The sequence below is a fragment of the Bifidobacterium reuteri DSM 23975 genome (assembly GCF_000741695.1).
Taxonomy (GTDB): domain Bacteria; phylum Actinomycetota; class Actinomycetes; order Actinomycetales; family Bifidobacteriaceae; genus Bifidobacterium; species Bifidobacterium reuteri.
In genome coordinates this window covers 272,034-291,400 of record NZ_JGZK01000005.1, presented here as the reverse complement: position 1 = coordinate 291,400, position 19,367 = coordinate 272,034, and the positions used below count along the sequence as shown (strand labels likewise).

The following is a 19,367-nucleotide window of genomic DNA, read 5'->3' as shown; positions in this document are numbered from 1 at the left end:
TGAATGAGCCTTCTTGCCACAATGTGGATTGCGACAAGAAGGCTAATGCTCAGTTGTTCATGTACCGCTTACAGTTCGCGCAGCTGGGCGGCGATCTGGACGGCCTCGACACTGGCCTCGGCCTTGTTGCGGGTCTCCTGCCACTCGTTGGCGGGCACGGAGTCGAGCACGATGCCGGCACCTGCCTGCACGCTCGCCTCATGGTCGCGCAGGAACGCGGTACGGATGGCTATGGCCATGTCCATGTTGCCGGAGAAGTCGAAGTAGCCGACGGTACCGCCGTAGATGCCGCGATCGGCGGGTTCCAATTCGTCGATAATCTCCACGGCGCGCGGCTTGGGTGCACCGGAGAGCGTGCCGGCGGGGAACGCGGACTTGAACACGTCGAAGGCGGTCAACGAGGGGTCGACCCGTCCGGTGACGGTCGAGCAGATGTGCATGATGTGGCTGAAACGCTTGATGTCCATGAGCTGTACGACTTCTACGGACTGCGGCACGCACACCTTGCTCAGATCATTGCGCGACAAGTCCACGAGCATGATGTGCTCGCTGCGTTCCTTCGGATCGGCAAGCAGCTCCTTCGCGAGCTTCTCGTCCTCTTCAGGCGTGGCGCCACGTGGACGGGAACCGGCGATCGGGAACGTCATCGCATGGCCGTTATCCACCTTGATGAGCGTCTCCGGGCTGGAGCCGATGACGTTGAAGTCTCGGCCCTGCGCGTCGGTAAGCGCCATGAAGTACATGTACGGGCTCGGGTTCAATGTGCGCAGCACGCGGTAGACGTCGAACGGGTCGGCCGGAGAATCGATGTCGAGACGCTGGGAGATGACCACCTGGAACACATCGCCGTCGACAATATGACGCTTGGCTTCCTCCACGGCATGTTCGTAATGGCTTTTCTCGGTATGGAAACGCAGTTCGGGCTGCTTGACCGACTCGTCCAGCACATTGACGCGTGCCTCGCCCTCGGTGGGGGTGGCGGCGTCGCGCTGCATACGATCCAGTCGAGCCACGGCCTCGTCGTAGGCGCCGTCCGCACGAGTGGGCTTGTCGTCCACGTTCACGGCGTTGGCGATGAGCCATACGGAACCGGAGACATGGTCGACCACGGCGATGTCGGTGGCGAGGGCGAGCACGGTTTCCGGCTGGCCGGTCTCGTTCGGAGCCGATCCACGCAACGTCGGCTCCCAATGGCGGATGGCATCCCAGCCGACAGTGCCGACCAAACCAGAGGTCAGGTTCGGCAGCCCCTCCACATGCGGGGCCTTGAGCGTCTTCAGTGCGGCATGGGCGACTTCAATGACATCGCCCTCGTTGGGTACACCGGCCGGCACCTTACCCAACCAGTCGGCTTTGCCGTCGTTAGAGCGCAACTGGGCCATGGAATTGACACCGATGAAGCTGTATCGGCTCCAGGAACCGCCGAATTCCGCCGATTCGAGAATGAACGTGCCGGAGCGTCCGCCGGCGAGCCGCTCGTAGAAACCAACCGGGGTCAGGGAGTCTGCGAGCAGTCGGCGCACAATAGGAATCACACGATAGCCTTCATCGGCGAGTTCGTGGAACTGATCACGGCTAGGCCAAGTGGCTCCCCATGTAAGATTCTTGACGCTGCATTCGCTCATTATCGCTCCTTGACTGATATCCCAATCCACTGCATGTATTCCCGCAATACCAACCGTCCCTTGGCCGTGCTGCGTATGGCGTCCGCCGACAAAGGGAATCCGGCGTAAGCCTATTGCCCGGCAGGACGGTGGCCTTCGACCACAGGCAGCGGCCCTCCTTCGAGGAAGCAGCTGCGCTTGCCGGTATGGCATGCGGCACCCACCTGATCGACTTCGACCAGCAGTGCATCACCGTCGCAATCGAGCGAGACGCCCTTGACATACTGCACGTGGCCTGAAGTGTCTCCCTTGCGCCAGTATTCCTGACGAGAACGGGACCAGAACGTGACGCGCCCGGTGGTCAGGGTGCGCCGCAGCGCCTCGTCATTCATATAGCCGACCATCAGCACCTCGCGGGTGTCGTACTGCTGGATGACGGCCGCGACCAGTCCCTTGGCATCGCGCTTCAGTCGCGCGGCGATTCGTGGGTCGAGCTCGGTGGAATTGTCGTATTCGTGTTCTGCCATGTCGTTATATCCGTTTGCCTGCATTGTCCATGTATCGTACTTGTTCAGCGCACGGTGTAGCCGTGCTTCTTCAATTCCGCTTTCACATCGGCGATGGTCATGATGCCGTAATGGAACACCGATGCCGCCAGCACCGCGTTGGCACCCGCCTCGATGGCCGGCGGAAAGTCCTCGACCTTGCCGGCACCGCCGGATGCGATGATCGGAATCTTCACTTCCCTGCGCACCGCACGAATCATCTCCAGATCGAATCCCTGCCGGGTGCCGTCTGCGTCCATGGAGTTCAGCAGGATTTCGCCGGCTCCAAGCTCCTCGGCCCGTTTGACCCACCAGATCGCATCGATGCCGGTGGATTTGCGGCCACCCATGGTGGTGACCTCGAAACCAGACTGGGTATGCTGTTCGCCCTGCTCGCGGCGGGCATCCACGGACAGCACCAGCACCTGGTTCCCGAATCGTTCGGCCACACGGCTGATCAGCGAAGGATCATTGATGGCAGCCGTGTTGACGCCGACCTTGTCCGCGCCGCAGCGCAGCAGCGAATCCACATCCTCAGGCGTACGCACACCGCCACCGACCGTCATCGGGATGAACACCTGTTCGGCCGTGCGGGAAACCACATCGATCATGGTCCTACGATGCGAGCTGGAGGCGGTCACATCGAGGAACGTCAGCTCATCGGCGCCCTGACGGTAGTATTCGGCGGCCAGCTCCACCGGGTCGCCGGCATCCTTGAGGTTCTCGAAATGCACACCTTTCACCACGCGACCGTCATCGACATCCAGGCACGGGATGACTCGTACCGCCAGCGACATGCTCCACTCCCCTGTTCGGTTTCGCTTTGTACAGTGCTTCAGCCTACCTATCGGTCATTACATGAACCATATCGGCTTCTGCAATATGAGAATCATAAACGGTCACAACGGGTTTACGGCAAAACCACCTGCCGTACGCCCCTGAAGGAACGCCTTCCTCTCAAGAGGAAGGCGATAATCGTCACACAGGCATCAGTCGTAGGTCGTCAGCGCTCTTTGGCGGCAAGCTGGCCGCAGGCACCATCGATATCCTGTCCACGGGTGTCGCGCAAAGTGGCGGTGATGCCCGCGTCATGCAGGATCTCCAAGAACCGCGCCTCATCCTCCGGTTTGGAGGCGGTCCATCGGGAGCCCTCGATCGGATTGAGAGGAATGGGGTTCACATGGGCCCAGTTATCACCATAATGATTGAGTCGTTTGGCCAGCAGACGAGCATGTTCTGCCTGATCGTTGATGCCGCGCATCAACGCGTACTCAATGCTGACGCGTCGCTTGGAGGCAAGCCAATAATCATGAGCGGCGTCCAGCACCTGCGTGGTGTTGAAGCGTCGGTTCATAGGCACCAGCTCGTCGCGCAGTTCGTCGCTGGGCGCGTGGAGGGAAACAGCCAGACGCACAGGAAGGCCTTCGGCGGTGAGCTTTTTGATTCCGGGCACCACGCCTACCGTGGAGACGGTTATGTTGCGCGCTGAAATGCCGAAGCCTTCGGGAGGCATGGCGGAGATCTGCCGCACCGCGGACAGCACGGACTTGTAATTGCCCATCGGCTCGCCCATGCCCATGAACACGATGTTGCTGAGGCGGCCCGGGCCACCGGCGACTTCGCCGTCACGCATCATCTTCGCCGCCACGCGCACCTGTTCCACGATCTCGCCCGCCGACATATTGCGGGTCAGGCCCATCTTGCCCGTCGCGCAGAACGGGCAGCCCATGCCGCAACCGACCTGCGAGGATATGCAGAGCGTGGTGCGTGTCGGATAGCGCATCAGCACGGATTCAATGAGCGAGCCGTCGAACAGGCGCCACAGCGTCTTGATGGTGGTGCCTTGGTCGGCCACCTGCCGAGTGACTTCGGTGATGAGCTGCGGGAAGAACATCTCGGCCGCCTCGGCACGTTTGGCGGCGGGAAAATCGCTGTATTCCGCAGCATCCACATCGAAATGGCCGTAGTAATGGTTCGCCAACTGCTTGGCGCGGAACTTCGGCAATCCCAACGACTCTACGCCAGCGATGCGCTCTTCAGGCGTCATGTCCACGAAATGCAGCGGAGGCTTGCCACGGCGAGCATGGTCTTTGGACAGCACATCGCGGAAGGCGCCGGAGGTGCCACCGGGGGTGATGCCGGTTTCAGGTGTATCAATCTCATGTGCGGTCATGCCGAACTTCACTCTTACCTTGACGGGGAATACAAAATACCAACGAATTACCGATACCGACTATTCATGGACGGCTCTACTCACATTGTAATGGCGGTGCATCTTCATAGTCGCCGGTAAGATGCACCGCCACAATCAATCATTGAGCATTGCGTTATCGCCTCGTTTGTCAGCGTTCTACAACCCGGTGACCCACAGCAATGCGCACGTGAACGCGGCGCTCATCAGAATGGAATCCACACGATCCATCACGCCGCCATGGCCTTTGAGCAGATGCCCCATGTCCTTGATGCCGATGTCTCGTTTGAGCATGGATGCGCACAGGTCGCCGAAGGTGCCGACTGCGCCAATCAGTACGCCGGCGACGATTGGGACCCACCAACGGCTCGCCCAGATGGAGGAATCATAGGTGCAGAAGAACACCGCGAACGCCCCCGTCATGGCGAACAGCATCGATCCGATGAGGCCTTCGACAGACTTCTTGGGCGAGATGCGCGGACTGAGCTTATGCTTGCCGAGCCATGCGCCGGCGAATAATCCGCCAGTGTCGGAAAGCGCCGGCAGGAATACCAGCATGATGGCGTGCGCCACAGGATGATTGTTGAAGGTGAGCGGAATGATGATGCAGCTGGCCAGCAACGGAATGTACAGCACGGTGAGCACCGAGACAGCCACATGGCTGATACGGGAGTGATGCAACTCACCGCCGTCGTGATTGAACGAGGATTCCAGCCGGGCGCTGGCATCCGTGTTCGATAGTTTGCCTGCGACCGCGAGGGACAGACGGTTGCCGAAGCTGAGCTTGGCGCTCGCAGAAATGGATACCAGGATGATGGATACGATGACGCTCAGCGACATCGTGATGAGATGGTAGGGAGCATAGTAAGTCGCAAGCAACGTGAAGGACGAACATATCCAGAGCATGACGACGGGGATATGCAGGCCCACGGTGGCGAAATCCACACGGAGCTCCCACAATGCCAAGACCATGAACACCACGACCAACAGCACGAACAGGTCGATTCTGATGAGCAGACTGGCCAGGATCAGAGCAACCAGCACTACAGCCGTGCCGATGGCCTGTGGCATATTACGGCCGGTCTTCTTGTTGATCTGGTTCAGGGCCTCCTCGGCCTCTTCGTGCAATTGATCGTTACGTTCCATAATGCTCCCGGAGCTGATCGCTCAGACCTCCATGATCTCCTTCTGCTTGGTCTCCAGCAGAGCATCGATTTCATCGGTGACGGACTTGGTGACCTTGTCAAGGTCCTTGAGTAGACGATCGCCTTCATCCTCGCCCATATCGCCGTCCTTGACGGACTTGTCGATGGTTTCCTTGGTCTTGCGACGAATATTGCGGACGGCGACCTTGCCATCTTCGGCCTTGCCCTTGGCGAGCTTGACGTATTCCTTGCGGCGGTCCTCGGTAAGCTCGGGCATGGTCAGGCGGATGACGTTGCCGTCGCGGTTCGGGCTGACGCCGAGGTCGGAATTGCGAATGGCCTTCTCCACGGCAGCGGCCTGGGAAGCATCGAACGGGGTCACGGCAAGGGTACGGGGCTCGGGAACACCGATGGAGGCTACGGCCTTGATCGGAGTCGGTGCGCCATAGTAGTCGACCATGATGCCGTTGAGCAGTGCGGGATTGGCGCGCCCGGTGCGGATGCCCGCAAAGTTCTCCTTGGTGTTTTCCACAGTCTTGGCCATCTGTTCCTTGGCCTGATCGATGAGAGACATGCTAGTTACTCCTTAATGATTCGAATGGTGTTCTTCCATGAACGCTTGTTATCTGATTGTAGGCGTTCCTGCGCCTGCAATCAGTCAGCCACACGCGATTCCGCGCTGGAGACCAATGTGCCGATCTCCTCGCCGACGAGCGCCCGGGTCACGTTACCAGCACCTTCGAGTCCGAAGACACGAATGAGCTTCTTGTTGTCGCGTGCCATCGACAGTGCGGAGGCATCCATCACGGCCAAGTTGTCGACAAGCGCGCGCTTGTAGCTCAACGTCACGAAGCGCTTGGCGTTCGGATCCTTGCGCGGGTCGGCGGTGTAGACGCCATCGACGCCGTTCTTGCCCATCAGCACTTCGTCGCAGTGGATCTCAAGGGAGCGCTGCACCGAGACTGTGTCTGTGGAGAAGTACGGCATGCCGGCGCCGGCGCCGAAGATGACGACACGGCCTTTTTCGAGATGACGGATGGCTTTGAGCGGAATGTACGGCTCAGCGACCTGACCCATCGTGATCGCGGTCTGCACGCGGGTGGACTGGCCTTCCTGCTCCAGGAAATCCTGCAGGGCGAGGCAGTTCATCACCGTGCCGAGCATGCCCATGTAGTCGCCGCGAGAGCGATCGATGCCGGCCTGCTGGAGCTCCGCACCACGGAAGAAGTTGCCGCCGCCGACCACAATGGCCACCTGGACGCCCTGCTGCACTGCAGGAACGATCTCCTCGGCGATGCGACGGATGACATGGGTGTCGATGCCCACCTTGCCGCCGCCGAACGCTTCACCGGACAGCTTCAGTAGAACCCTACGAGGCTTGTCGCTTTCAGTCATGTGTGTTGCCTTTCCCTGAGACTTCATGGAAGTGCCTGCAAAATATCCGTAGACAAGGGTATCGGTTTACAACGACACCCCCGGCATTGACACCCCCCCATATAAGAAAACGCCATCCGAAGGCTTGCTCCGGATGACGTTTTCAATCAATGCGTCAAACTAGTATGCAGCTCCGTCAGCTCGTTGATTAATTCACTACCCCTCAGTCCCGCTTCGCGGGCCAGCTCCCCTGACAAGGGGAGCCAGAAGTATAAACAACGAATTAATGACGCAGGATACTAGGCGACAGTGAACCTGATGTTCACTCTTCCTCGCCCTTGCCGACCTCGATGCGGGCGAAGGCAGTGGCCTTGCCGCCCACTTCCTCGAACAGCTTGCCGACGGTCTTGGACGGATCCTTGACGAACGGCTGCTCGAGCAGCACGACTTCCTTGTAGAAGGCGTTGAGGCGGCCCTCGACGATCTTGGGGATGATCTTCTCCGGCTTGCCTTCGGCCTGGGACTTCTCGGTGGCCACGCGACGCTCGGACTCGACCACATCGGCCGGAACATCCTCGCGGGTGAGCCACTTGGCGCCCATGGCGGAGATCTGCAGAGCGGCTTCGTGGGCCACGGCGGCACCGGCCTTGTCGGTCGCGATCATGGCGACGATGCTCGGCGGCATCTCGGCGGACTTCTTGTGAGCGTAGATTTCGACGTGCTCGCCGGAGATCTTGGCGAACTGACCAATCTTGACGTGCTCACCGAACAGGGCTGCGGCCTCCTCGACTGCGACCTTGACGGTGGAGTCGCCGGCCTTGGCGGCTTCCAGCTCTTCGACGGAGCCGGCACCGGCAGCCACAGCGTAGCCGAGCACCTCATCGGCGAACTCGACGAACTTCGGGGTCTTGGCCACGAAGTCGGTCTCGGAGTTCAGCTCGACGGCGTAACCAGTCTCGTTGCCTTCGATCTCGACGACCTTGGAGGCGATGGTGCCCTCCTGGGCCTTGCGGCCTTCACGCTTGCCGGCTGCGGCGATGCCCTTGGCGCGGATGATTTCCTTGGCGCGTGCCACGTCGCCTTCGGCCTCGGTGAGAGCCTTCTTGACGTCGAGCATGCCGGCGCCGGTGTCCTCACGAACCTGCTTGATCAGTGCGGCGGTAATTGCTGCCATTGATGTTCTCCTTTAAGAAGATTTTGCTTACCCAAAACAGATGGGAAGCGCTTGTTCAGGCACTTCCCATCCTAGAGCATCACTCGGCCTTCGGGGCCTCGGTTTCGCCTTCGGCGGCCGGAGCTGCTTCAGCGGCGGCCTCGGCGGGGGCTTCGTTGGTCAGAAGTTCCTTCTCCCAAGCGGCCATTGGCTGAGCGTCGTCGGCGGTCTTGTTGGCCTGGCCGGAACGCTCCAGCAGACCTTCCGCAACGGCGTCGGCCATCAGGCTGGTCAGCAGTTCGATGCCGCGGATGGCGTCATCGTTGGCCGGAATCGGGTATTCGACGATGTCGGGATCGGCGTTGGTGTCAACGATGGCGACGACCGGGATGCCGAGCTTGTGAGCTTCTTCGACAGCCAGGGCTTCCTTGGTGACGTCAACGACGAACATGGCGGAAGGCGTACGGTTCATGTTGCGGATGCCGCCGAGCTGCTTCTCCAGCTTGTCCTTCTCGCGCTCGAGCAGGAGGAGCTCCTTCTTGGTCAGGCCGGAGCCGTGCACGTCGTTGAAGTCCATCTCCTCAAGTTCCTTGAGACGGTACACGCGCTTGGAAACGGTCTGGAAGTTGGTCAGCATGCCGCCGAGCCAGCGCTCGGAAACGTAAGGCATGTTCACGCGGGTGGCCTGTGCAGCGATGGCCTCCTGAGCCTGCTTCTTGGTGCCGACGAAGAGCACGGTGCCGTTGTGGGCGACGGTGGTCTTGATGAAGTCGTAGGCCTTGTCGATCATGTCGAGCGACTTGAACAGGTTGATGATGTGGATGCCGTTACGCTGGGTGAGGATGAACTGCTTCATCTTCGGGTTCCAACGACGGGTCTGGTGGCCGAAGTGCAGACCTGCCTTCAGCATCTCGCTCATAGTGATCTGAGCCATGGTAATACTACCTTTCTTGTCGGTTCTTGCCTGGTCATGCGCACCTGCGTGCAGCGGCTTCCCCGATCGCTCGAGTCGCCACCGACCGACACAGGCCGTCGCGAGCATGACGCGTATTTGTGGTGTGCCGGTCGACGATAATGGGTGGCTCCGAGCACCTGCGACTGCGCTCTTTGCCGAGTGGCACACAAAATTTAAGGGTATCACCAGATATGGAAAAGCGGCCGCCCCAACAGCCATCGGAGCGGCCGCGTCCACTGATTCTCCGCGGAAGCGACAGAATATCTGCTTATCGCTGATGCGTGCGCATGTACCTCATGGCTTCGCGACGCTCGTCCTTTTCGAGACGGTCAAGATAGACATGGCCGTCGAGATGATCGCATTCATGCTGAAGCATGCGGCCCATGAGGCCTGCACCCTCCAACACCACTTCCTTGCCGTCCAGGTCGATGCCCCGCACGCGGGCGTGATCGGCCCTTCGCGTCTTGTACCACAGGCCCGGCACCGACAGGCATCCCTCGTCGCCATACTGCTCGCCGGAGGTCTCCTCCAGTACCGGGTTGAGGATGTACCCGACATGTCCGTCGATGTTATAGGAGAACGCCCTGAGACTCACACCGATCTGGTTGGCGGACAGACCGGCACGGCCCGGATCGTTCACCGTATCGAGCAGATCCTGCACCAACCTGCGCACGGCAGGGGTGATTTCCCTGATCTCGTCGCATGGGGTGCGCAGTACCGGATCGGGCACGACTCGAATCTCACGAATGGCCACTGTGATGTCACTCCTCGTTCTTCTCGTTGGCGTCAGCCTGTGGTTGGCCGACCATGCTCCCGGCATCGTCCGACTCTTGCTCGGATTGCTCGGCTTGCTCGGATTCGGCCTTGGTCTTCTTGATTTTCTCCTGCACGCTAGCAAGCGAATCGGACACACTGGATTTGACCTGTTCGGAGGCCTGCTTGACCTGCTCCGAAGCCTGCCTGACCTGTTCGGAGGCTTTCTTCACGGTCTCCGAAGTGCTGTCGATGATCTTGACGGTGGCCGGCAGCGGCTTGTTGGACGGCTTGGGGGCATACAGCTCATCTTCGATGACGGAATCGTACCGCTTGAGCACCTTGGGGCGCACCACCTTCATGCTCGGCGTCAGTGTTCCTCGCTCCTGGCTGAAGACCTCATTGAGAATCACGAACTTTCGTACGGATTCGGCCCGGGAGACATTGGCATTTGCCTGATCGACGTACTGCTGGATGAACGCGCGCACCGCATCGTTGTCCCTGGCCTCATCGAGGGTCATGTGCGCGTCAAGCCCCTGGCCCGACAGCCACGAATGCAGCATGTCGGGGTCGAGTTCGATCAGCGCAGAAACGAAGGGCTTGCCATCGCCCACCACCACGGCATGCGACACGATCGGGCACGTGTCGATGATGTCCTCCATCGGCGCCGGGCTGATGTTCTTGCCGCCAGCGGTGATGATGATGTCCTTCTTGCGTCCGGTGATGAAGGTGAAGCCCCTGTCGTCGATGCGACCAAGGTCACCCGTCTTGATCCATCCGTCTGCGGTCATGGTCTGGGCGGTCAGCTCAGGCTGCTTGTAATAGCCAAGGAACACATTGGGCCCGGTGAGTTCGATCTCATCGTCCTCGCCCAGACGCACGCCCATGCCGGGACCGGGCTTGCCCACGGACCCGACCTCGTTGTCGTCCTCCCAATTGACCAGCATCGGAGCCGCTGTTTCGGTCATGCCGTATCCCTGGATGAACGTGATGTCGTCCATGCCGTTGAAGAAGTGGGCGAGATCGACGTTGAGCGGTGCGCCTCCGCATGCGAGCCAGCGGAGGTTCGGTCCAAGCGCGGAACGAATCGACTTGCCGACCGTGGCCATGAAGAAGGAGTGGCTGATGCGGTCGAACACGGAATGACCATGTCCGGACTGCCCATCCTTGCTCCATTTGACGAAATGCTTCACCGACCGGGCGAATATATATCCCTGGATTCCGGCGCCGGCCTTCTGTGAGGCGGCGTTGTACACCTTCTCGAACACACGTGGGACACCGAGCAGATAGGTGGGTTTGAAGCTGCGGATGTCGGCGAGAAGATGTTTGGCGTTGGGGAGGTATCCCACGACGCCGCACCCGCCGATGCACACATACTGGATGTACCGGGCGAAGCAATGGGCAAGGGGCAGGAACAGCAGAAGACGGTTGTCGTCGTACAGCATCCCCCGCAGGATCTCGTAGCCGTTGAGCACGATATGGGTGTAGTTGCGGTTGGAGAGCATGGCCCCTTTGGGCTTGCCGGTGGACCCGGAGGTGTAGACCACGGTGAGCAGATCGTCGGCGGTGATGCGGGAGATGGCGGCGTCCAGCGTCTCGTCGCTGATGCCACGGCCGAAGTCCGCCACGGCGTCCAGCCCATCGGCCTGATAGTTGAACACGTATTTCAGGCCTGGATGACCGGCTCGGATCTGCTCGAGCGTCTGCGCACGTTGGAAGTCCCCTGCAAATGCGATCGCCGGGTCGACCTCCTCGATGATGCCGGCGGTCTGCTTGGCGGAATCCGTCTCATACACAGGCACCACGACCGCGCCGATCGCCGCGCACGCAAAATCGGTGACGCCCCACTCGTAGCACGTTGGCGAGTAGATCAACACCATGCTGCCGGCCTTGACGCCAAGACCCAGCAGCCCCTTGGCCACTTCGCGCACGCGAGACAGCATCTGGGAGGCGGTGACGCCGTGCCATTGATGTGAATCATCATCCTGCCACTCGGCGATGGTGTCGTCCGGCGTGCGGGCGGCGCGCTTCGACAGCAGCGAGAAAACCGTGTCTTCATCCGTGGTGACGTATCTGGGTTGTTCAACATGTTCACGCATACGCTCCACTATAGGCGAAACGTCCTATGACTACGCCACAGGCATCGGCCGTCTGGAGCACGGACAACATGTCGGAGATTGTCAGTGCGGCATGCAGGGGCACAAGGCGGATCCCCGTGCCGCTATCCGAGATCGGCGAACACGCACATCCAGCGTGAGCCTATGTACTTGAATTTGAGGTTCACGCGCAGGTTTTCCTGCCCGATGGTCATGAGAACGGCAAGCTCCATGATGGTGTCGCTGATGATCATGCCGTTGATCAGATTGGGGACTGTGGGCAGATAGCAGAATTTCGCTTTGATCTCAGGATGGGTGGCCATATGGATATCGAGCAGGTACTGCATGGTCTGCAATCGTTCCAGACAAGGCGCGGTCAACGCACGTTGCAGTCGGGCAACGCTCAGTTTTCCCCGGATGGCATCAGCGCAATTGCATGCGATCCGGCATGCGGCAAGCGCCATGGTGTGGCATTCCTGGCCGCTCATGCCACATGCGAACAACGGCTGTATATGGTAGCGAACCGGCCTTTCGGAAAGCTCGACGGTGATGAAACCGTCATAGCTTGGCAGAGGCGTGCGTTGATGATAGAAAAAGCCATTGTATTCCATGGCAGATCACCTGTGATTCCCTATTGCGACCCAACCGTCATTGGTTGAATCTGGACACCACATCACCACTTTGCGTCGTACATGTCAAACTACTTCGCTGATTGCAAAGAAAACGCCCTTGAAAATCGACAAATCAACATGGTTTGTCGATTTTCAAGGGCGAAAACCGGCGATTGCGCCGACGGTCCTGTACTCTGCGCGGCGCCTCGGCGAAACCGATGATCAGCGAGCGGAATACGGCGTGACCATCATGCCGCAGCGCTGGAAATTCTTGACGTCCACGTAGCCGGTGGATGCCATGGCTCGCTTCAGAGCGCCGATGAAATTGGTCTTGCCGTCCGCCTGATGGCTCGGGCCGAACAGAATCTGTTCCAGTGGCGCCACTGTACCCACCGTGGTGCGGTATCCACGGGGCAACGTCTGATGACGGGCTTCCGCACCCCAGTGCGTGCCCTTGCCCGGCGCTTCGGTCGCACGCGCCAGAGGCGCCCCGAGCATCACCGCATCGGCGCCCAAGGCCAGGGCTTTCACGAAGCTGCCGGAATCCCCCATGCCGCCATCGGCAATCACCTGCACGTAACGGCCGCCCGACTCATCCATGTAATCGCGGCGGGCCTCGGCCACATCGGCGATGGCCGTGGCCATAGGCGCCTGGACGCCCAAGGTCTGGCGGGTGGCGGCGACCGCACCGCCGCCGAAGCCGACCAGCACGCCTGCGGCACCGGTGCGCATCAGATGCAGAGCAGCGGTGTAATTGGAAGCACCGCCGACAATCACCGGCACATCGAGATCGTAGATGAACTTCTTCAGGTTCAACGGCTCATGTGACGAGGAAACGTGCTCGGCAGACACCACCGTTCCGCGAATCACGAACAGGTCGACGCCCGCATCCACCACTGTGGAGTAGAACTGCTGCGTGCGCTGCGGGGACAACGCGCCCGCCACCGTGACGCCGGCCGCGCGGATCTCACGAAGACGCTGAGTGATGAGCTCGGGCTTGACCGGCTCAGCATAGATCTGCTGGATACGTGCCGTGGCCTGGTTGGCCGGAAGCTGTGAAATCTCGTCCAGCAGCGGCTCCGGATCCTCATAGCGGGTCCACAAGCCTTCCAGGTCGAGCACACCAAGGGCACCCATCTTGCCCATCGCGATGGCGGTGGCCGGGCTGGTGACCGAGTCCATCGGCGCGCCGATGACCGGGACGTCGAACTCATAGGCATCGATCTGCCAGGAGGTGGATACATCCTCAGGGTCGCGCGTACGCCGTGAGGGGACGATGGCCACGTCGTCAAGCGCGTAGCCTAGATGGCCTTTTTTGCCCAAACCGATTTCAATTTCCTGAGACATGGTCTCCACACTATTGCCGGGGACGGACGCCCCCGCTAAGGTGTCCATATTCTCGAATCCCGAACCGACTCGTTACAAACATGCGATAAGACTGAACCATTCCGCGAAAGCATCTATCAGGAGGAAGCATGGCCAAAATCAAGGTCGAAGGCACCGTCGTTGAACTTGACGGCGACGAAATGACCCGCGTGATCTGGAAGGACATCAAGGACAGGCTCATTCTGCCGTACCTCGATGTGAACCTCGAGTACTACGATCTGGGCATCCAACACCGCGACGAGACCGACGATCAGGTCACCATCGACGCCGCCCACGCCATCCAGAAGCACCATGTCGGCGTCAAGTGCGCCACCATCACCCCCGATGAGGCCCGAGTCAAGGAATTCGGCCTCAAGAAGATGTGGAAGTCGCCCAACGGCACCATCCGCAACATCCTCGGAGGCACCATCTTCCGCGAACCGATCGTGATGAGCAACGTGCCGCGTCTGGTGCCCGGCTGGACCAAGCCGATCGTCGTGGCCCGTCACGCCTTCGGCGACCAGTACAAGGCCACCGACTTCAAGGTGCCGGGCGCTGGCCAGCTGACCGTCACCTTCACTCCGGACGACGGATCCGAGCCGATTCAGCACGTGGTCTATAACTACGGGCCCGACGGCGGCGTGGCCCAGGTGCAGTACAACGTCAACGATTCGATCCGCGGTTTCGCACGTGCCTGCTTCAACTACGGCCTGATGCGTCATTACCCGGTGTATCTGTCCACCAAGAACACGATTCTCAAGGCGTACGACGGACAGTTCAAGGACATCTTCGCAGAAGTGTTCGAGACCGAGTACAAGGATAAGTATGCCGAGGCCGGCCTGACCTACGAACACCGTCTCATCGACGATATGGTGGCCAGTTCCCTGAAATGGCATGGCGGCTACATCTGGGCCTGCAAGAACTATGACGGCGATGTGCAGTCCGATTCCGTGGCCCAAGGCTTCGGATCGCTGGGTCTCATGACGTCCGTACTCATGACCCCGGACGGGCAGACCGTCGAGGCCGAGGCCGCACATGGCACCGTCACCCGCCATTACCGTCGCTGGCTCAAGGGCGAGAAGACCTCCACCAATCCGATCGCCTCGATTTTCGCCTGGACGGGCGGCCTCAAGCACCGCGCCGATTTGGACGGCACCCCCGAAGTCCGTCACTTCGCCGAAACGCTGGAGAAGGTCATCGTCGACACCGTCGAAGGCGGCCAGATGACCAAGGACCTCGCCATGCTCATCGGCCCGGACGAGCCGTGGCTCGACACCGAGGGCTTCATGAACGCGCTTGATGAGAATCTTCAGAAAGCCCTCGCCTGACCATCCCGGTCTCCCATACCCTGAAATATCCCGGATACGCACGGTTCTTTCGCACGTATCCGGGATATTTCATATCCCGTCCACTACAATCGGACCAGAGTGTTCATGAATCGCAGACTCTGCTGGGGAGGATTGTTCGTTTATGGGGTTCGTACGTCGCTCCGTCACTATCGCCACCGCCATCACAGCGGCATGCGCAATGGTATTGTCCCTGACTGCATGCAGCGCCAGCCACGATGACGACGCCGACGGTGGCACGAAGACCACCATCACCTCCGATTCCATGGGAGCAGCCGCGCTGTTCACACCGTCAGACGGCATCACATTGAATCAGCAGACCCCCTTGAACAAATGGGCCAAGCTCACGCCGGAATTGACTGACGCGCTCGTCCAGTACGGGTTCAAGAAAGAGAACATCTCGCATGCCACTTCCGATACGCTGGATAAGCAAAGCAGGGCGATTCAGGATTATGTGGTCAACCGGCTCTCCGGGAAAACAGTGACCGATGATTCTGGCATCGCCATCCCAGCGGAGAACACGACGGTACTGGTCGCCCCGGTGGTGGCCGCCGATGATTCGACCCGCCAGTACGGCGATTATGTCAGCCAGGAGCTGAGCACCGAATCCGATGCCGATGAAGGAGCTACGGATTCCGACGACGCCACATCCGATCAGCCGGAGGATGGGTCCTCGAATGGACAGTCCTCCTCGTCCACCAACTCGAACGACGAGAGCAACGACAACACAGCCGATTCCGATGACAGCACCGAAAACGACGACGACACACAGGCCCAGGCAGTGCAGCGTCTGGTCTCATCACTGAAACTCGCCCAGGAATCGGGCATGCATGTGGTGCTTCTGGCCAATAGCATTGAAGGATACAAGCCGGACGCATTCGTATCGTTCTCCGATGCGCGGACCATCGGACATCTGCAGGCTCAGAACGTGGCCGCCAAACTCGAATTGGACAAGGCGAGCAAGGACAATCCCAAACGCATCGAGGTTTTGCTGCCGTATACCACATCGGATGACGGCGATACGGGCGCCGGCATCGACTCGCAGTTCGCCAAGGAGGCATTCCAAGGCATCTGGCAGGTGCTCGGCGCGTATTACCAGAAAGGCACAGTGATCAGCCCTTCAGGAGCATTGACAAAAAACACCACCGAGGATGATTGGCTCAACGTAGCCTACGACATCGGCAAGGACCGCGCCACTGCCAAGGTTCTGTCGATGCGACTGGAGCATTCCGGCAGCACTTCCACGACCACCCGCATCGACGGCATCATCGCGATGAACGATTACGTAGCTTCCGAAGTGGTGGCGAAACTGGATGATCTGGGGTACACCGGCTCTGCGGCCGACATCAATCCGCAAATCACGATTTCCGGTATCATCGGCAACATCACAGGCAAAAAGGATCTGGCACGCGAAAGCGTCCCCGACCCCGTCAAAGCCCCCGAAAACGACGATTCCGCAAACGATACCGGTTCGGATGCGGCCAATGAGACCGACAAAGGAAAAGACTCACAGTGGCCTTTGGTCACCGGCTATGGCTCGTATATCTCCAGCATCCCCAATGTCGTCAAAGGCAAGCAATGGATGACCGGCATCGAAAACCGGCAGCTCCTCGCCGCCGACATCGCCGAAGTATGCGGGAGACTGAACACCGGCAAACCGCTCAGCGACATGTCATCCGTGCGCGATAGCACAGTGGGAGGCATCAAGAAGGTGCCGACGCTGAACGAACCGCCATTGGCCGTCAGCGCCAGCAATCTCAAGGCCACGCTCATCGATCCCGGCTATATCAGCCTGGCCGATGCAGGGTTGTGACATGGATCTCGCTGGGATGTGGGGACCAGGCCCGCGTACAGATCATTCCTTCAGTACGATCATGTATTCGCCGACGTATCGCTCCGGATCCAGATAATCGTGCGCCCCGCGCTTCAATCCCCAATGCAGGCATTGGCGGATTGAGCAATGGTCGGATTCGCCGTCCACCACGCCGATGGAGGCCCCTCCATTCACGTTCATTCCGACCTCAAGCGTGGTCACGGCGGGCTCGAAGGTCGAGGTCACTCCCCCACGGTGGCGTAGACTCACCACATCCTTGCCGCCGACCTTCCCCGCGAAACTGATGGTTCCAGCAGCAGGCGCCGAAATCGAGTCCCCCTGCCGCGCCTTGACATCGATTCCCCTATGTCCGGGTGCCCACGGAGTAAGTGGCCTGTCGAACGGAGCCTCGACCACCGGATTGCTGACGGGCCAACCGTATCGTGCCGAGCACCGCGACGTGGATCGTTCTTCCAGCATCGTCAGATCGGTGAAATCCACAGGCAGAAGCGTCTCTTGGACGTCGGGCGACATGTCTTTCGTCTGTGTGGCAGTACCATTCGAGGCCGTCTGCTGAATCGAGGAATAGGGCGAAGCGCCCCATGACGCTTCAACGGTCAGTCCCATCAGCAGCGCCAGAGCCAGTCCCAATGCCGTTGCGGCGGCCACTGCGGCATCCATCCACGTCCGTCGCTCCTCCGCCCGTCTACGCTCGTGTTCACGCAGTCTGGCGGCGCGTCGGGCGGCATGCCGACGCCAATCGAACCAATACCCATTCATATCCTTTGACACCTCATTCCAGATCGGCGGCATGGATGCATGCCGAATCATGCCGGCATCATTGCCGGTGTCTTCCACCTTGATGGAATCAAGCGTGCGGTGTCCAGCTCGATCGGGGTATGTGGTTCCAGCTTGCCAGGTTATCCACATAGCACAAAAGACTTTATATAAGTCGCCAACGGCGCCCATCAACGTTCGCAGGTCTATAGAGAAACGGTGCCTCAAAAAACGAAGCCCCTTGGCATTCCACCAAGGGGCTTCACATGGCTCCTGCGGCTGGGCTTGAACCAGCGACCGTCCGATTAACAGTCGGATGCTCTGCCAACTGAGCTACGCAGGAATATTCAATTATCAACCAGACAGGCCAGCAACGACCCGACCGGAAGAAGCTCCTGCGGCTGGGCTTGAACCAGCGACCGTCCGATTAACAGTCGGATGCTCTGCCAACTGAGCTACGCAGGAATGCTGTCATGCTTGAGATTTCTCTCGCGCACAAGTCACATATCTTACATGCCGTCCGCAAAAAAGCAAATTACATGCGTGTAGGCATGTCGCGCCTTATTCCGCCGATTTCAGGCATCCGCACGAAATCACATTGACACTTGAGTCAACGGCATGGCGGAATCGATCGGAAAGTCAGGTGCGCTGGGAGCCACACCGGCTTCGACTAGGTTCACGCCGAGCATGGCGACCATGGCACCATTGTCGGTGCAGAGCTTGATCTGCGGGATACGTACATCGACACCATGACGCTCGCCGAATTCGAGCAGCTTGGCGCGCAGCTGCGAGTTGGCGGAGAATCCTCCGCCGACGATCAGCGTATCGGAGCCATACTGCTCACAGCCGCGCATGGCCTTACGGCCAGCACGGGTGGCCACCGAGTCGGCCAGTGAGGCGCAGACGTCATCCACTGGAATCTCCCGGCCTGCGGCCTGCTCCCCTTCCACCCAACGGGCCACGGCGGTCTTGACACCGGAGAAGCTGAAATCATATGGATGCGCAGCTCCTGCCTTGCCCTGGGTGAGGCCCTGCGGCACACGGATCGCATGAGGGTCGCCATGCTGGGCATGACGGTCGATGTGCGGGCCGCCCGGATAGGGGAAGCCGAGCAGGCGCGCCACCTTATCGAAGCACTCCCCCGCCGCATCATCGAGCGTCGTGCCGACCACGTCAATCTTGCGCGGCATATCCTCCACATGCAGCAGCGAGGTATGCCCTCCGGAGACGATGAGAGCCAGCGTATCCGGAGGGAAAGCACCAAACTGCAACTGCGTCACCGCGATGTGGCCTATGACATGGTTGATACCATAGATCGGCTTGTTCGCAGCCCATGCCAGCGCCTTGGCACCGGAGACGCCCACGGCCAGACAGCCGGCCAGCCCCGGACCGGCGGAGACCGCAATGGCATCGACATCAGCCAGGGTCATATCCGCGTCGGCCAACGCCTTGGAGACGCATGGCACGAACGCCTCGGCGTGCGCACGTGAGGCGATCTCCGGAATCACACCTCCATACCGCGCATGTTCCTCCATCGATGAGGCCACCACATTGGACAGCAGCTCGCGGCCACGCACGATGGCGGCCGCGGTTTCGTCACAGGTGGATTCGATACCCAATACAATCGGCTCGCTCATGG

The 19,367-nt window shown here is 60.0% G+C and carries 18 protein-coding genes and 2 tRNA genes; 3 read left to right on the top strand and 17 right to left on the bottom strand.

Annotated features, from left to right (window positions below; translation table 11 throughout):
* Nucleotides 1–68: 68 nt before the first annotated feature.
* The 12 genes from trpE to BREU_RS12360 form a co-directional block, all read right to left on the bottom strand.
* Entirely contained in the window at nt 69–1,625 is a 1,557-nt protein-coding gene (gene trpE / locus BREU_RS06500) for an anthranilate synthase component I (protein ID WP_044090222.1), read from the bottom strand.
* Nucleotides 1,626–1,735: 110 nt separating this feature from the next.
* Nucleotides 1,736–2,131, bottom strand: a complete 396-nt coding sequence (hisI, locus tag BREU_RS06495; protein WP_044090261.1) for a phosphoribosyl-AMP cyclohydrolase — start codon at nt 2,129–2,131, stop codon at nt 1,736–1,738.
* A gap of 44 nt (nt 2,132–2,175) precedes the next feature.
* Complete coding sequence (gene hisF / locus BREU_RS06490) at nt 2,176–2,946, bottom strand: imidazole glycerol phosphate synthase subunit HisF (RefSeq protein WP_044090221.1); 771 nt, start codon at nt 2,944–2,946, stop codon at nt 2,176–2,178.
* Nucleotides 2,947–3,152: 206 nt separating this feature from the next.
* On the bottom strand, nt 3,153–4,322 hold the full coding sequence (gene rlmN, locus BREU_RS06485) for a dual-specificity RNA methyltransferase RlmN (RefSeq protein ID WP_044090260.1): 1,170 nt from the start codon (nt 4,320–4,322) through the stop codon (nt 3,153–3,155).
* A 177-nt stretch (nt 4,323–4,499) separates the two neighbouring features.
* Entirely contained in the window at nt 4,500–5,486 is a 987-nt protein-coding gene (locus BREU_RS06480; protein ID WP_044090220.1) for a phosphatidate cytidylyltransferase, read from the bottom strand.
* Between the two features lie 21 nt (nt 5,487–5,507).
* Nucleotides 5,508–6,059 (bottom strand): ribosome recycling factor, encoded by a 552-nt coding sequence (gene frr / locus BREU_RS06475; protein WP_044090219.1) that lies wholly within the window; start codon nt 6,057–6,059, stop codon nt 5,508–5,510.
* Nucleotides 6,060–6,139: 80 nt separating this feature from the next.
* Nucleotides 6,140–6,880, bottom strand: a complete 741-nt coding sequence (gene pyrH, locus BREU_RS06470) for a UMP kinase (protein WP_044090218.1) — start codon at nt 6,878–6,880, stop codon at nt 6,140–6,142.
* A 301-nt stretch (nt 6,881–7,181) separates the two neighbouring features.
* Nucleotides 7,182–8,033: a translation elongation factor Ts gene (tsf, locus tag BREU_RS06465; protein WP_044090217.1), complete on the bottom strand. Its 852-nt coding sequence runs from the start codon at nt 8,031–8,033 to the stop codon at nt 7,182–7,184.
* 79 nt (nt 8,034–8,112) lie between these two features.
* Nucleotides 8,113–8,946: a 30S ribosomal protein S2 gene (rpsB, locus tag BREU_RS06460; protein WP_044090216.1), complete on the bottom strand. Its 834-nt coding sequence runs from the start codon at nt 8,944–8,946 to the stop codon at nt 8,113–8,115.
* 289 nt (nt 8,947–9,235) lie between these two features.
* A complete protein-coding gene (locus BREU_RS06455; RefSeq protein WP_044090215.1) occupies nt 9,236–9,721 on the bottom strand; it encodes a peptide deformylase in 486 nt (161 codons plus the stop codon).
* Nucleotides 9,722–9,728: 7 nt separating this feature from the next.
* Nucleotides 9,729–11,819: an AMP-dependent synthetase/ligase gene (locus BREU_RS06450; protein ID WP_044090214.1), complete on the bottom strand. Its 2,091-nt coding sequence runs from the start codon at nt 11,817–11,819 to the stop codon at nt 9,729–9,731.
* A gap of 122 nt (nt 11,820–11,941) precedes the next feature.
* The gene (locus tag BREU_RS12360; protein WP_223847867.1) at nt 11,942–12,139 is read right to left on the bottom strand and encodes a hypothetical protein; all 198 of its coding nucleotides are present in this window, start codon (nt 12,137–12,139) and stop codon (nt 11,942–11,944) included.
* Between BREU_RS12360 and BREU_RS12355 the strand changes: the two genes are divergently transcribed.
* The gene (locus BREU_RS12355; RefSeq protein WP_223847866.1) at nt 12,140–12,475 is read left to right on the top strand and encodes a hypothetical protein; all 336 of its coding nucleotides are present in this window, start codon (nt 12,140–12,142) and stop codon (nt 12,473–12,475) included.
* A 174-nt stretch (nt 12,476–12,649) separates the two neighbouring features.
* Here the strand turns inward: BREU_RS12355 and BREU_RS06440 are convergent, their stop codons facing one another.
* Nucleotides 12,650–13,774, bottom strand: coding sequence for a GuaB3 family IMP dehydrogenase-related protein (locus BREU_RS06440; RefSeq protein ID WP_044090212.1), 1,125 nt, complete (start codon nt 13,772–13,774; stop codon nt 12,650–12,652).
* Between the two features lie 128 nt (nt 13,775–13,902).
* On the opposite strand from BREU_RS06440, the gene BREU_RS06435 reads away from it, so the two are divergent.
* Together BREU_RS06435 and BREU_RS06430 are read left to right on the top strand one after the other, a co-directional pair.
* Nucleotides 13,903–15,120, top strand: a complete 1,218-nt coding sequence (locus tag BREU_RS06435) for an NADP-dependent isocitrate dehydrogenase (protein WP_044090211.1) — start codon at nt 13,903–13,905, stop codon at nt 15,118–15,120.
* 142 nt (nt 15,121–15,262) lie between these two features.
* Nucleotides 15,263–16,951: a substrate-binding domain-containing protein gene (locus tag BREU_RS06430; protein WP_044090210.1), complete on the top strand. Its 1,689-nt coding sequence runs from the start codon at nt 15,263–15,265 to the stop codon at nt 16,949–16,951.
* Nucleotides 16,952–16,993: 42 nt separating this feature from the next.
* On the opposite strand, the gene BREU_RS06425 is transcribed toward BREU_RS06430, so the two are convergent.
* From BREU_RS06425 to tsaD, 4 genes are all read right to left on the bottom strand, one after another.
* On the bottom strand, nt 16,994–17,782 hold the full coding sequence (locus BREU_RS06425) for a M23 family metallopeptidase (protein ID WP_238567023.1): 789 nt from the start codon (nt 17,780–17,782) through the stop codon (nt 16,994–16,996).
* 213 nt (nt 17,783–17,995) lie between these two features.
* Nucleotides 17,996–18,071: transfer RNA gene (locus BREU_RS06420), tRNA-Asn, on the bottom strand.
* Between the two features lie 49 nt (nt 18,072–18,120).
* Nucleotides 18,121–18,193: transfer RNA gene (locus BREU_RS06415), tRNA-Asn, on the bottom strand.
* Between the two features lie 128 nt (nt 18,194–18,321).
* Nucleotides 18,322–19,365 (bottom strand): tRNA (adenosine(37)-N6)-threonylcarbamoyltransferase complex transferase subunit TsaD, encoded by a 1,044-nt coding sequence (gene tsaD / locus BREU_RS06410; RefSeq protein WP_044095868.1) that lies wholly within the window; start codon nt 19,363–19,365, stop codon nt 18,322–18,324.
* Between the last annotated feature and the right edge of the window lie 2 nt (nt 19,366–19,367).